Raw genomic sequence first — 14,168 nt, forward strand, 5'->3', positions numbered from 1 at the left:
GCCGGCAATGTATCGGTGATACGTACAGTGATTCAACGACGTATCAACCCGCGATGAAGCTGCAATGGAACTGAAAGCCGGGGCACGGCTCCCGCGCGTGCCGCTGCCTGTCAGCTGGCTTTCACCGCCGCGTGGTGCTTGTCCGGTGGCGGCGCGGGTCCCGCACGGGCACGATGAACGCCATGAATACCGCCCGCTCACGCCGTTCGCCGCTCGCCGGGCGCCTGCGTGAGCGCCTTTGCCCGGGCGGGCACCGCGCGCCATGAAGCTGCTGCTGGTCGAGGACGACTTCGATCTGTCCGGCGTGCTGAGCCGCAGCCTGCTGCAACGCGGCTACGAGGTGCTCTGCTGTGCCGACGGCGCCGAGGCGCTGGCGCTGCTGCGCAAGCGCCCGTTCGACGTCGTGGTGCTCGACCTGACCCTGCCGAAGCTCGATGGCCTGGAACTGCTGCGCCGCCTGCGCGACGACGGCAAGCGCACGCCGGTGCTGGTGCTGACCGCGCGGGGGGCGGTCGGCGAGCGCATCGCCGGGCTCAACGCCGGGGCCGACGACTACCTCGCGAAACCGTTCGACCTCGACGAGCTGGTCGCCCGCCTGCAGGCGCTGACACGCCGCCTCGGCCATGACGGCGACCTGCGCTGCGGCCTGCTGCGCTACGACGCGGCCAGCGGCGTCTTCTGGTGCCAGGCCTGTCCGCTGGAGCTGTCGCCGCGCGAAGCGGAGCTGCTGAAGTCGCTGATGGCCTCGGTCGACCGCGTAGTGCCCAAGGAGGACCTGCGCGCCGCGGTCTTCGGCGGCGACGATGCGGTGCAGGCCGATGCGGTCGAGGTGCTGGTGCACCGGCTGCGCAAGAAGCTGGTGGCCACCAAGGTCGAGATCCTCACGCTGCGCGGTGTCGGCTACCTGCTGTGCGACGACGCGAGCCAGGCCGCCGCGCAGCGAGGACCGAGGTGAGGCGATGGACACAGCGCGTGCTGCTCGCCGGCTCTCTGCGCCGCTTCCTGCTGCTGTGGCTGCTGGGCGGACTGCTGCTGGTGATCGTGGCCGTCGGCGCGTGGCAGCTGCTGCGGCTGCAGCACGGGCTGGCGCAGGCGCAGGACGAGCGGCTGGGCGCCGCGGTGTCGGCGCTGGTGCAGTCGGCCATCGAGCGCCGCAGCTTGCTCGTCGATGCACCGCCGGCGCCGGTCGTCTTCCGGATCAGCGCGATGAATGGTGACTGGCTCGCCGGCGACCAGGGCCTGCCCGCCTGCCCGTGGGCGGCCGCGCTGCCGCCTGACGGCACGGTGCAGGCCTACGTCGCCCATCGCGCGGGCACCCTGGTGCGCGTGGCCGCCGCGCGCCGCGATGTCACCGGCGACGGCAAGGGGCCGGCGGTGATCGTGCAGGCCGCCGCGCCGATGGGCGAGCGCTGGCCGGGCGCGTCGCTGCTGTGGACGGCGCTGGCGCCGCTGCTGGCAGCGGCCGCGGCGATGGCGCTGCTGATCGTCTCGGGCGTGAGCATCGCGCTGCGCTGGGTGGGGCGCGCCCATGCCGCGCTGGACCGGCCGGTGGCCGCGCCTGTCGAACGTTATGACGGACCGGCCGAGCTGGGGCCGCTGGTCGAGCGCGTGCAGGCGCTGCTGCGCAGCGAGCACCAGTGGGTCGACGAGCAGCGCCGCTTCCTGGCCGATGCGTCGCATCAGCTGCGCACGCCGATGGCCGTGCTGCGCACGCAGCTGCAAGCGGCGATGGCCGGCGACGCGTCGGCCGCGGAGGTGCTGCCGCAGATGCTGCACACGGTCGACCGTGCCGCGGGCCTGGCCGACCAGCTGCTCAGCCTGACCAAGCTGGAGCAGCTCAAGCGGCGCGGCGAGCTGCAGCCGGTGGACGTGCGCCAGCTCGCGCGCGACGTGGTGCTGGAGCTGGCGCCGCTGATCGCCGCCAAGCGCATCGACTTCACGCTCGACGAGGCGAGCTTCAGCGTGCCGGGCGAGGCCACGATGCTCGGCGAGCTGGTGCGCAACCTGCTGGCCAACGCGATCCACCATGCGCCCGCCGGCGGCCGCGTCGGCATCCTGCTTCGCGAGGCGGCGCTGGGCCCGGAGCTGATCGTCTGGGACGAAGGCCCCGGCATCGACGACGCGGTCAGGCCGCGGCTGTTCCATCCCTTCGCCGCGGCGCGCGGCGGCGTCGGCCTGGGCTTGTCGATCTGCCGCCAGATCGCCGGCTCGATGGATGCGAGCGTCGAGCTCTTCAACCGCACCGACGGCGGGCGCGTGGTCGGCGTCGATGCGGTGGTGTCCTGGGCCCCGGCGGCACCGTCGCCGTCGGCCGCCGACCCGTCATGAGTTCTTTCACCCTGGAGACACACACGATGAAAACGACGAAAGCGATCCTCCATGCCCTGGGCGCCGCGGCGCTGCTCGCGCTGGGCACGCCGGCCTCGGCGCAGGACGCCGGATCGCTGAACCTGATCTGCTCGGTGCAGGACGAGTGGTGCACGCTGATGACCACGACCTTCTCGAAGACCACCGGGATCAAGGTCAACATGGTCAAGCGCGGCAGCGGCGAGGCGCTGGCACAGCTGATCGCCGAGCGTGCGAATCCGAAGCTCGACATCTGGTTCGGCGGCACCGGCGATCCGCACCTGCAGGCCGCCGAGCTCGACCTGACGGTGGAGTACAAGTCGCCCTCGCTGCCGCAGCTGCACGGCTGGGCGCAGGCACAGGCCGAGCAGTCGGGCTGGCGCACGGTGGGCGTCTACTCGGGACCGCTGGGCTTCGGCTTCAACACCGAGCTGCTGGCCAAGCGCAAGCTCACCGCGCCGAAGTGCTGGAAGGACCTGCTCGACCCGTCGCTGAAAGGCGAGATCCAGGTCGCCAACCCCAACAGCTCGGGCACCGCGTACACCATGGTCGCGACCCTGGTGCAGCTGATGGGCGAGGACAAGGCCTTCGAGTACATGAAGGGCCTGCACAAGAACGTCAGCCAGTACACGCGCTCGGGCACCGGGCCGATCAAGGCGGTGGCGCGCGGCGAGACCACCGTGTCGATCAGCTTCGTGCACGACGCGCCGGGCGAGCAGATGCAGGGCTTCCCGATCGCCACCGCCACGCCCTGCGAAGGCACCGGCGCCGAGATCGGCTCGATGTCCCTCGTCAAGGGCTCGCGCAACCTCGCGAACGCGAAGAAGTTCTACGAATGGGCGCTGACGCCGGCCGCGCAGCAGTTCGCCGCCGCGGCGAAGCAGTTCCAGCTGCCGTCGAACAAGGCCGCGCAGCTCGACGCCCGCATCCCCGACTTCAAGAAGATCAAGTTCATCGCGTACGACTACGCGAAGTACGGCAAGACCGCCGAGCGCAAGCGGCTGATCGAGCGCTGGGAGCGCGACGTCAATTCGCAGCCGCGCTGAGCGCGCGCCGCGACGACGAACGACTGAGACCCCCGACGACCCGACCGACGACCCGACCCGAGCCGATGGCGCGCCCGATGAACCTGAAGACTTCGATTTCCAACCACAACCGGCCGATCGCAGTGTGGGCGCTGTTCGGCCTGGCCGGCTTCGTGCTGCTGCCCTGGCACGCGACGCCGGACGGGCTGTTCGCGCTGCGCGGCCTGGGCGAGCTGATCGGCGGCCACGACACCTCGTCGGCGCTGGCGCAGGTGCTGCTGCACCACCGGCCCTGGCTGCTCGGCGCGGCGGCGGCGCTGGCGCTGGCCCTGGTCTGCGCGATGCGGGCGCCGTCGCGCACGCAGGGCCGCTGGCTGATGGCCGCCGGCTTCGGCGGCGCGGCCTGGCTGATGCTGCAGGGCTTCATGATCGGCGGCGGCGCCGGCGGGGCGCCGCCGATCGACACTGGCGCGATGCGGCCGGTGCAGCCCGGCTTCGGCTGGGGCGCGACCTTCGTGCTGGCGGCGCTGCTGGTGCTCGGCGCCTTCGGCATCGCGCGGCGCGGGGCGTTTCGCGGCGACCTCTTCGTCGCCTCGGTGGTGGTGTGCTCGGGCGGCCTGCTGCTGACCTTCGTCGCCTACCCGGTGTTGAGCGCGCTGTCCGGCGCCTTTCTCGACGACACCGGCCGCTTCAGCCTGCAGGCCGCGTGGAACCGCGTCGGCACCGAGCGCATCTGGGGCGTCTCGTGCCTGGCCGGCGGCACGCGCTGCGGCGTCGCGTGGAATACGCTGCTTCTGGCGCTGCTGACCGGCGCCGGCACCACCATCCTCGGCACGCTGATGGCGTTGATCGAGGACCGCAGCCACTCGCGCTGGCGCCGCGTGCTTCGCGTGCTGGCGCCGCTGCCGATCATCACGCCGCCGTTCGTCGTCGGCCTCGGCCTGATCCTGCTGTTCGGCCGTGCGGGCCTCGTCAACCAGTTCCTCGAGTGGGCCTTCGGCATCCCGCCGGGCCGCTGGTTCTACGGCGCGTTCGGCGTGTGGCTGGCGCAGATGTTCGCCTTCACGCCGATCGCCTTCATGATCATGCGCGGCGTCGTGCAGGGCGTCAGCCCGTCGCTCGAGGAAGCCTCCCTGACCTTGCGCGCCGACGCGTCGCGCACCTTCTGGCAGGTGACCTTCCCGCTGATCCGCCCGGGGCTCGCGAATGCCTTCCTGGTCGGCTTCATCGAGAGCATCGCCGACTTCGGCAACCCGATCGTCGTCGGCGGCCAGTTCTCGGTGCTGTCGACCGAGATCTTCTTCGCCATCGTCGGCGCGCAGTACGACCAGGGCCGCGCCGCGACGCTGGCCTGGATCCTGACGCTGTTCGCGCTCGGCGTCTTCGCGCTGCAGCGCGGGCTGCTGGGCCGCAGGCAGTACACCACCGTGTCCGGCAAGGGCGACGCCGGCGTGCCGATGCCGCTGCCGGCGCGGCTGCGTCGCGTCGCGCTGGCCGTGGCGGTGCCCTGGCTGGTGTTCACGCTGGTGGTCTACCTGTTCGCCTTCAGCGGCGGCTTCGTGAAGACCTGGGGCCGCGACTACACGGTCACGCTGGCGCACTTCCAGACGGCCTTCGGCTTCGCGTGGGGCGCCGACGGCTGGCGCTTCGACGGCGTCGCCTGGCAGTCGCTGTGGAACACCGTGCGCCTGGCCGCCGCCGCGGCGCCGATGACCGCCGCGGTGGGGCTGCTGATCGCCTGGGTGCTGGCGCGCACGCAGTTCCGCGGCCAGGGCCTGTTCGAGTTCTCCGCGCTGCTGGCCTTCGCGATCCCCGGCACGGTGCTCGGCGTCAGCTACATCCTGGCCTTCAACGTGCCGCCGTTCGAACTCACCGGCACCGGGCTGATCATCGTGATGTGCTTCATGTTCCGCAACCTGCCGGTGGGCGTGCGCGCCGGCGCGGCGGCCTTCAAGCAGCTGGACAAGTCGCTCGACGAAGCCTCGCTGATGCTCAAGGCCAGCACCGCACGCACGCTGTGGTCGGTGGTGCTGCCGCTGCTGAAGCCGGCGGTCGTGGCCTCGCTGGTCTACAGCTTCGTGCGCAGCATGACCACCGTGTCGGCGGTGATCTTCCTCGTCACCGCCGAAACCGAACTGGCGACGACCTTCATCATCGGCCGCGTCGGCCAGGGCGACTACGGCGTCGCGCTGGCCTACAGCACCGTGCTGATCGTGCTGATGGCCGCGGCCACCGCGCTGATCCAGTGGGTGGTCGGCGACCGGCAACTCGGCCGCCGCGGCGTCGCGGTCACCCCCTGAACAGAACAGACAAAGGACGCTCACGATGAACGGCATCGAATTCCACGCGGTCTGCAAGCGCTACGGCCTGGCGGCCGACGCGCCGCTGGTCGTCGACCATGTCAGCTTCACGGTGCCGCGCGGCACGCTGACGACGATCCTCGGGCCCTCCGGCTGCGGCAAGACGACGACGCTGCGCCTGATCGCCGGCCTCGAGAGCCCCAGCGCCGGCCGCATCCTGATCGACGGCCAGGACGTCACGACGCTGGGCCCGGCCGAGCGCAACGTCAGCCTGGTGTTCCAGAGCTACGCGCTGTTCCCGCACATGAACGTGGTGGACAACGTGAGCTACGGCCTGCGCATGTCCGGGCTGGTGCCGGCCGACGCGCGGGCGAAGGCGCGCGCGATGCTCGACACCGTCGGGCTGTCCGGCCTCGATGCGCGCATGCCCAGCGAACTGTCGGGCGGACAGCAGCAGCGCGTTGCGCTGGCCCGCGCGCTGGCGCTGGAGCCGGCGGTGCTGCTCTTCGACGAGCCGCTGTCGAACCTCGACGCGCGGCTGCGGCGCTCGATGCGCGAGGAGATCCGCGCGCTGCAGCAGCGGCTGAAGCTGACGGTGGCCTACGTGACGCACGACCAGAGCGAAGCGCTGGCGGTCAGCGACCAGATCATCGTGATGAACCGCGGCGTCATCGCGCAGATGGGCTCGCCGAGCGAACTGTACGAAGCGCCGTCGTCGGAGTTCGTCGCCGGCTTCATGGGCGAGGCGATGCTGTTCGACGGCGAGTGCGATGCCGGTGGCCGCACGCGCCTGGGGCCGCTGGCGCTGGACGGCGCGAAGACGCTGCCGGCGGGCAAGGTGAAGGTGGCGGTGCGGCCCGAGGCCTGGGCGATCGGGCCGGCGAGCAACGGCGGGCTGCCGGCGCGCGTGCTCAAGCGCACCTACCTCGGCAGCATCATGGAGTACACGTTCGCGACGACGCTCGGCGAGATCTTCGTCGTGTCGCCCGAGGTGCGCGAGCCGCTGGCGGTCGGCGCGCCGGTGAGCCTGGGCCTGACCGGGCATGGGGTGTCGGTGGTGCCCGCTTAAGCGTCAAAGCGGGCGTCCGTCGCCCATTCGCGGTTTCACGGAGCGCGGCCACGCGGGTGGCCGCGGGGGACCGCTCGTCCCGTTCGTCGGAGGTTTCGATGGAATCACTGCGCAGGATCTCGATCCGCAGCCGCGTCAACGCGGCGATGGCGCTGACCGCGCTGACGCTGGGCCTGCTGGGCGGCGGCGGCTACCTGGCGGTGAGCCGCGCCCAGCAGGACTTCGCCGGCTTCGCCCAGCGGCACCTGCCGCTGGTCGTCGCGGTGAACCAGGCGCGCGAGGCGCTGGGCCAGCTGCAGGCCTTCGACGAGACCGATGTGGCGATCAACTACTCGATGCCGGACCTCGCGCAGCGGTCGGCCGAGCAGGGCCTCGCACTGCTGGCCCGGGCCGAGGCGCCGCTGCGCGCGGTGGCCGCGGCGGATCGTTCGCCGCCGATCGAACGGGCGCAGCAGCTGCTGGCCGACTACCGGCGCCAGGTCGAGCCGGTGTACCGGGCCGCAGGGGACGGCAAGCTGCCGTCGACCGCCGCCGGCAAGCAGGCGCTGGAGGGTGCCAAGCAGCGCATCGCCGATGCCGCGCAGCTGCTGGGCAGCTTGGGCCAGCAGCTCGACGGCGCGACGAAGACGCTGGCCGAGGAGATCGCCGGGCGCAACGCCGCCAGCAGCCGCGCCCTCGCGGTGCTGGCCCCCGTGGCGCTGGTGCTGCTGCTGCCGCTGATGTGGGCGACGCTGCGCTCGATCCTCGTGCCGCTGGGGCGCTCGCGCGAGGTCGCGGCGCGCATCGCGCGCGGCGAGCTGTCGGTGGACATCCACGACAGCGGCCGCGACGAGACCGCCGCGCTGATGCGCACGCTGGCCGAGATGCAGCAGGGCCTGCGCGACATGGTCAGCGGCATCCGGGCGACCGCCGGCTTCGTCGCCAGTGCGTCGCAGCAGATCGCCGCCGGCAACCTCGACCTGTCGCAGCGCACCGAGACCACCGCGGCCGGCCTCGAGGCCGCGGCCAGCGGCATGGCGCAGCTGAACGCGCAGCTGATGCACAGCGCGCACAGCGCGCAGCAGGCCGGCGCGCTGGCGGTGCAGGCGGCCGATGCCACCGCCAGCGGCGGCGAGCGCGTGCTGGCGGTGGCCGGGCTGATGGCCGGCATCGCCGAGTCGTCCAAGCGCATCGCGGAGATCGTCGAGGTGGTCGACGGCATCGCGCGGCGCACGAACATCCTGGCGCTCAACGCCGGGGTCGAGGCCGCGCGGGCCGGCGACCACGGCCGCGGTTTCGCGGTCGTCGCGCAGGAAGTGCGCGGGCTGTCGCTGCGGGTGGCCGAGTCGGCGCAGCAGATCAAGGCGCTGGTCGGGCAGGCCGCGCAGCAGGTGCAGCAGGGCACGGCGCAGTCCCAGCAGGCCGGCCGCACGATGGACCAGGTGGTGCACACCGCACGCGCGGTGTCGGGCGCGATGCAGGGCGTGGCCGAGTCGGTCGGCGGGCAGAGCCGCGAGATGGCGCGCGTCAACGACGCGGTGATGCAGCTGGACCGCCTGACGCAGCAGAACTCGGCGCTGGTCGAGCAGACGGCGGCCGCGGCGGGCGGCCTGCGCGACCAGGCGCGGCGGCTGGAAGCGCTGGTCGGCGTCTTCAAGCTGCCGGCCGGCGGCTGATCGAGGCCGCCACGTCGACGGACGATGATGTTCAAGGGAAGCGGCCACCTTCGGTGTCTGAAGGAGTCTTGCGATGTCGAGCTTGTGCACCTGTGATGCGTCGGGTCACGACGCGCGTCTCGAACAGGCGGTGGCCCGCCGCACCGCGGCGCTGCAGCGGACGAACGAGGACCTGGAAGCCTTCGCGCGCCAGCTCGCGCACGAGCTGCGCACGCCGATCGGCCAGCTTGCGGGCATCGCGCAGCTGCTGCTCGACCGGCTCGACAACGGATCGCTGCCCGATGCCCGGCGCTGGCTCGAGCTGCAGCTGCAGACGGCGCAGCAGATGGGCGACACGGTGCAGGCCCTGCTTGAACTGGCGCGTGGCAGCGGCGGCCAGCTGGCGCGCACCGAGATCGACCTGAGCGCACTGTGCCGCAGCGTGCTGCGGCAGCTGCCGCCGCAGCCGCGGCGCGCGCCGGTGCACTGGTCGATCGCCCCGGGCATGCGCCTGCATGGCGCGCCGTCGCTGGTCGCGCTGCTGATGCGCAACCTGCTGTCGAACGCGGCCAAGTACACCGCCGAGGTCGACGCGCCCTGCGTCAGCATCAGCGCGCTCGCCGGCGTCGACGGCGCTGCGCAGCGCATCTGCGTCGCCGACAACGGTGCCGGTTTCGACGAAGCGGCCGCCGGTGCGATGTTCGAGCCCTTCGTGCGGCTGCATGCGCCGCAGCGCTTCGCCGGCACGGGACTCGGCCTGTCGATCGCCCGGCGCATCGTCGAGGGGCACCGCGGCTGGATCCGCGCACGCGGGCGGATCGGGCAGGGCGCCAGCTTCGAGTTCCAGCTCGGCGCCGAGGTCCCGGCGGCGGACGGCGCCGCGGTTCAGGCGGCCTGTTCGGCGTAGCGCCGGCCCGGTGCCAGCCACACCTCGTCGTGGCCGGCGCCGGCGGGGATCATCGGGAAGCAGTTCTCGGCCTGGGCCACCTGCACGTCGAGCAGGAACGGGCCCGACGTGTCCAGGCACTGCGCCAGCGCTGCGTCGAGCTCGTCGCGCCGCTCGATGCGCCGCGCCGCCCAGCCGAAGGCGCGCGCCAGCGCGACGAAGTCGGGCAGCGCCTGCATGTAGCTGTGGCTGTAGCGGCCGCCGTGGATCAGCTCCTGCCATTGCCGCACCATGCCCATCGCGCCGTTGTTCGACAGCACCAGCTTGACCGGCAGGCGGTGCTGGACCGCGGTCGACAGCTCCTGGATGTTCATCAGCACCGAGGCATCGCCGCTGACGCAGACCACCGTCTTCGCCGGATGCGCCACCTGCGCGCCGATCGCCGCCGGCAGGCCGTAGCCCATCGTGCCGGCGCCGCCGGAGGTCAGCCAGCGCCGCGGTGCGTCGAACCGCAGGTGCTGGGCGGCCCACATCTGGTGCTGGCCGACGTCGGTCGAGACGATCGCATCGCGGCCGGCGAGCGCGGCCTGCAGGCGGGTGAGCAGCGCCTGCGGCGCGATGGCCGCGTCGCTGTCGTGATAGGACAGCGAGCGCTCGGCCCGCCAGCGCTGGATGCGCTGCCACCACGCCGCGCGCGAGCCCGGTGCCGGCCCGGCGGCGCGTGCGGCGAGCAGCTGGCGCAGCGTCGCCGCCGCGTCGCCCAGCAGCGACAGGTCCGCGCGCACGACCTTGCCGATCGAGCTCGGGTCGATGTCGACGTGGATCACGGTCGCGCCGGGGCAGAAGGCATCGAGCCGGCCGGTGACGCGGTCGTCGAAGCGGGCGCCGACGTTGACCACCAGATCGGCCGCGTGCATCGCCAGGTTGGCCTCGAGCGTGCCGTGCATGCCCAGCATGCCGAGGAAGCGCGGGTCGGACGCCGGAAAGGCGCCGAGGCCCATCAGGGTCAGCGTGCAGGGCGCGTCGGCCCAGCGCACGAGCTCGGTGAAGGCGGCGCAGGCCGCCGGGCCGGCGTTGATCAGGCCGCCGCCGCCGTAGAACACCGGGCGCTCGGCGCGCACGATCCACGCCAGCGCGGTCGCGAGGTCGGCGTCGGCGGGCGGGGGGGCCACGGCGGGCAAGCGAAGGCGGGCGCCGGACGCGGCGAGGGCGCTGTCGCGCGCTGGCGGCGTGGCGAGTGCGCTGTCGCGCGCTGCCGGCGCAAGCTGCAGGTCCTTCGGCACGTCGATCAGCACCGGCCCCGGCCGGCCGCCGGCGGCGATGGCGAAGGCCTGCCGCAAGCGTGGCGCGATCTCGGCGGTCGAGCGGATGCGGTGGTTCCAGCGCGTCACCGGCCGCGACAGGCCGAGCGCGTCGCACTCCTGGAAGGCATCGGTGCCGATCGCCGTCGTTGCCACCTGGCCGCTGATCACCACCACGGGCACCGAGTCGCAGTGGGCGTCGAGCAGGCCGGTGACGGTGTTGCTCATGCCCGGTCCCGAGGTCACCAGCACGACGCTGACCCGGCCGGTCGAGCGCGCGTAGCCCTGGGCCGCATGCACCGCGGCCTGCTCGTGGCGCACCAGCACGTGGCGCAGCCGCGGGTGGTCGATCAGCGCGTCGTACAGCGGCAGCACCGCGCCGCCGGGATAGCCGAACAAGGTATCGACGCCCAGCTCGACCAGCGTGCGCAGCAGGCGCTGCGCGCCGTTTTCCGGCGCGCCGGACGTCGGTGGGGCCAACGAAGGCGCCGGGCGCGAAGGGGCGTCGGCGGGCGGGCTGAGCGTGGCGGCGGCAGGCATGCGGGCATGGTGCCCGCGGTGCCGGAGAAAAGGCTTTCGAAGTCGCCGCGTTCTATGATCGACGCGGAAAATCCTTCTGCGAATGCAAGCGATGCCGGAACCGAAGCTCGACAAACTCGATCGTGACATCCTGTCCGTGCTGCAAACCGACGCCCGCATCAGCCTGCAGGAGCTCAGCAAGCGGGTCGGCCTGAGCAGTTCGCCGTGCTGGACGCGCATCCGGCGCATGGAGGAGTCGGGCGTGATCGAGGGCTACACCGTGCGGGTCAATGCGCAGGCGCTGAACCTGGCCGAGACGGTGATCGTGCAGGTCACGCTCGACAGCCACAGCGACGAGGCGCTGTTCGCCTTCGGCCGTGCGCTGGCGGACATTCCGGAGGTGCTGGAGGCGCTGCTGGTCTCCGGCGACTACGACTACATCCTGCGCATCGCCGTCAGCGACACCCGCGACTACGAGCGCCTGCTGCGCGAACGGCTGTACAAGATCCCCGGGCTGCGGCACAGCAAGTCGAGCTTCGTGCTGCGCAGCCTGAAGCAGAGCCCGCTGCCGCTGCATCGCTGAGCCCGCGGAAAGGAAGGCGGCCCCGGCCGATGCCTCGACGGGGGCCGCGGATGCGACGTGCGGCGCGGCCGCACGTGCGTCTTTCGGGCGTTACTTCTTCGGTGCGCTGGCGCCGCCGGCCGGGGCGCTGGCGGGCTGGTCGAAGCCGAAGAGCTTGGACGCATCCATCTCCTTCTGGCTGTCATCCGGCTGCGCTTCGAGCTGGATGTTCGTCGTGTCCAGATCCGCCTTCTTGCCCAGGCCGCCGGACACCAGGTTCGGGAAGGCGATGATCAGGCCGACCATGATGATCTGGATCAGCACGAAGGGCACCGCGCCCCAGTAGATCTGGCCCGTCGTCACCTTGGCGACCGTGCGGCCGGTCAGGCGGTCCTTGTAGTCGTCGTGCGGCGCCACGCTGCGCAGGTAGAACAGCGCGAAGCCGAACGGCGGGTGCATGAAGGAGGTCTGCATGTTGACCGCCAGCAGCACGCCGAACCACACCAGGTCGATGCCCAGCTTCTCGGCCACCGGGCCCAGCAGCGGGATCACGATGAACGACAGCTCGAAGAAGTCGAGGAAGAAGGCGAGCACGAAGATCAGCACGTTGACGACGATCAGGAAGCCGAGCTGGCCGCCCGGCAGGCTGGTCATCAGGTGCTCGACCCACTTGGGACCGTCGACGCCCTGGAAGGTCAGGCTGAACACGGTCGAGCCGAGCAGGATGAAGACGACGAAGCACGACAGCTTCATCGTCGAGTCCATTGCCTGCTTCATCAGCTTCAGGTCCAGGCGCTTGCGGCTGAGGGCCATCACCAGCGCACCGACCGCACCCATCGCGCCACCTTCGGTCGGCGTCGCGACGCCGAGGAAGATGGTGCCCAGCACCAGGAAGATCAGGCCGAGCGGCGGGATCAGCACGAAGGTCACGCGTTCGGCCATCCTCGACAGCAGGCCGAGCTTGAAGAGCCGGTTCATCACCGCCAGCACGAAGGCCACGCCGACGCCGACGCACATCGAGACGACGATCAGCTCGTCGGTCGGCGTCGAGTCGGGACGCGACTTCGCGAAGGCGACGGCCGAACCCACCGAGAGCACGAACAGCACGAACAGCGAACGCAGGCCCGGCGTGCCGTTGTCCTCGCGGATCGTGCGCGCTTCCGCCGGCAGGGCCGGCACGTAGGACGGGCGGAACATCGCCACGAGCACGATGAAGCCGATGTAGAGGCCGGTCAGCACGAAGCCCGGGATGAACGCACCCTTGTAGAGGTCGCCGACGCTCTTGCCGAGCTGGTCGGCCAGGATGATCAGCACCAGCGAGGGCGGGATGATCTGCGCCAGCGTTCCAGACGCCGCGATCACGCCGGACGCGACGCGGCGGTCGTAGCCGTAGCGCAGCATGATCGGCAGCGAGATCAGGCCCATCGAGATCACCGAGGCGGCCACCACGCCCGTGGTCGCGGCGAGCATCGCCCCGACCAGGATCACCGCGAAGGCCAGGCCGCCGCGGATCGGTCCGAACAGCTGGCCGATCGTGTCGAGCAGGTCCTCGGCCATGCCGGAGCGTTCGAGGATCAGGCCCATGAAGGTGAAGAACGGGATCGCCAGCAGCGTGTCGTTCTGCATGATCCCGAAGATGCGCAGCGGCAGCGCCTGCATCAGCGAGGCCGGCAGCATGCCGAGCTCGATGCCGATGAAGCCGAACGCCAGGCCGCAGGCGGCCAGCGAGAAGGCCACCGAGAACCCCATCAGCAGGAAGATGATCAGGCCGACGAACATGATCGGCGCCATGTAGGCGGTGAGGAACTCGATCACTTCTTCGCTCCTTGAGCTGCCGCGAGGATCGCTTCGGCCAGTTCTTCCTCGGCCGTCTTCTGCTGCTTCTTCTTCGTCGGGTCCTCGCACAGGCCCATCAGGAAGCCGATGCGCTTCACGAGCTCGGAGAGTCCCTGCAGGCCCAGCAGCGCGAAGCCCAGCGGCACCAGCGCGTACACCGGCCAGCGGATCAGGCCACCGGCGTTGGAGGACATTTCGCCCGAGATGTAGGCCTTGGTCACCAGCGGCCACACCAGCGCGATCACCGTGACGACGAACGGCAGCAGGAAGGCGACGATGCCGAAGATCTCGATCTTGATCTGCGTGCGCTTGGAGAAGCGGTGCAGCACCACGTCGATCTTCACGTGTTCCTGCCGCAGCATCGTGTAGCCCGCGGCGAGCAGGAACACGGCTGCGAACAGGTACCACTGGATCTCGAGGAAGGCGTTCGAGCTGGTGTTGAATGCCTTGCGTACCGCGGCATTGATCGCGCTGATCAAGACCGCTGCGAGGACCAGCCAGGCGGCGTAGCGACCGACCAGCTCATTGAGCCGGTCGATCCACCGTGAGAGTTGCAGTAGGGCGGACACGCTGTCTCCGTCAGATTGGCAAACCGATCACGCAGCGCCCGGGCCGGGCGTGCGAACCGCGCGTACTGTAAGGAGACGCCCCTGAATGGCATCTGAAAATGTCAACGGCCTAGGGTAAGCC

At 71.2% G+C, this 14,168-nt stretch carries 11 protein-coding genes; 8 read left to right on the plus strand and 3 right to left on the minus strand.

Going from position 1 to position 14,168, the window contains the following annotated elements:
• The first annotated feature begins 262 nt into the window (after nt 1-262).
• The 7 genes from P1K89_RS22430 to P1K89_RS22460 all read left to right on the plus strand — a co-directional run bounded on the left by P1K89_RS22430 (nt 263) and on the right by P1K89_RS22460 (nt 9,281).
• Nucleotides 263-955, plus strand: a complete 693-nt coding sequence (locus tag P1K89_RS22430; protein ID WP_284618753.1) for a response regulator transcription factor — start codon at nt 263-265, stop codon at nt 953-955.
• On the plus strand, nt 952-2,328 hold the full coding sequence (locus P1K89_RS22435; protein ID WP_284618754.1) for a sensor histidine kinase: 1,377 nt from the start codon (nt 952-954) through the stop codon (nt 2,326-2,328). The genes P1K89_RS22430 and P1K89_RS22435 overlap by 4 nt, the downstream gene beginning before the upstream one ends.
• Before the next feature lie 26 nt (nt 2,329-2,354).
• Nucleotides 2,355-3,392 carry an ABC transporter substrate-binding protein gene (locus P1K89_RS22440; protein WP_284618755.1) on the plus strand — a complete coding sequence of 346 codons (1,038 nt, stop codon included), beginning with the start codon at nt 2,355-2,357 and terminating at the stop codon, nt 3,390-3,392.
• A gap of 77 nt (nt 3,393-3,469) precedes the next feature.
• A complete protein-coding gene (locus tag P1K89_RS22445; RefSeq protein WP_284618756.1) occupies nt 3,470-5,671 on the plus strand; it encodes an ABC transporter permease in 2,202 nt (733 codons plus the stop codon).
• A 25-nt stretch (nt 5,672-5,696) separates the two neighbouring features.
• A complete protein-coding gene (locus P1K89_RS22450) occupies nt 5,697-6,740 on the plus strand; it encodes an ABC transporter ATP-binding protein (RefSeq protein WP_284618757.1) in 1,044 nt (347 codons plus the stop codon).
• A 98-nt stretch (nt 6,741-6,838) separates the two neighbouring features.
• Nucleotides 6,839-8,395, plus strand: a complete 1,557-nt coding sequence (locus P1K89_RS22455) for a methyl-accepting chemotaxis protein (protein WP_284618758.1) — start codon at nt 6,839-6,841, stop codon at nt 8,393-8,395.
• A gap of 73 nt (nt 8,396-8,468) precedes the next feature.
• Complete coding sequence (locus P1K89_RS22460) at nt 8,469-9,281, plus strand: sensor histidine kinase (RefSeq protein ID WP_284618759.1); 813 nt, start codon at nt 8,469-8,471, stop codon at nt 9,279-9,281.
• Here the strand turns inward: P1K89_RS22460 and ilvB are convergent.
• Nucleotides 9,260-11,101, minus strand: coding sequence for a biosynthetic-type acetolactate synthase large subunit (gene ilvB, locus P1K89_RS22465; RefSeq protein WP_284618760.1), 1,842 nt, complete (start codon nt 11,099-11,101; stop codon nt 9,260-9,262). The two genes, P1K89_RS22460 and ilvB, sit on opposite strands and share 22 nt — an antisense overlap.
• Before the next feature lie 91 nt (nt 11,102-11,192).
• On the opposite strand from ilvB, the gene P1K89_RS22470 reads away from it, so the two are divergent.
• Entirely contained in the window at nt 11,193-11,663 is a 471-nt protein-coding gene (locus P1K89_RS22470) for an Lrp/AsnC family transcriptional regulator (protein WP_284618761.1), read from the plus strand.
• Nucleotides 11,664-11,753: 90 nt separating this feature from the next.
• On the opposite strand, the gene P1K89_RS22475 is transcribed toward P1K89_RS22470, so the two are convergent.
• On the minus strand, nt 11,754-13,457 hold the full coding sequence (locus P1K89_RS22475) for a TRAP transporter large permease (RefSeq protein ID WP_284618762.1): 1,704 nt from the start codon (nt 13,455-13,457) through the stop codon (nt 11,754-11,756).
• Nucleotides 13,454-14,047 (minus strand): TRAP transporter small permease subunit, encoded by a 594-nt coding sequence (locus tag P1K89_RS22480; RefSeq protein WP_284618763.1) that lies wholly within the window; start codon nt 14,045-14,047, stop codon nt 13,454-13,456. The genes P1K89_RS22475 and P1K89_RS22480 overlap by 4 nt, the downstream gene beginning before the upstream one ends.
• Nucleotides 14,048-14,168 lie beyond the last annotated feature (121 nt).

The organism is Aquabacterium humicola (assembly GCF_030167915.1).
In the GTDB taxonomy this organism is placed as follows: domain Bacteria; phylum Pseudomonadota; class Gammaproteobacteria; order Burkholderiales; family Burkholderiaceae_C; genus Pseudaquabacterium; species Pseudaquabacterium humicola.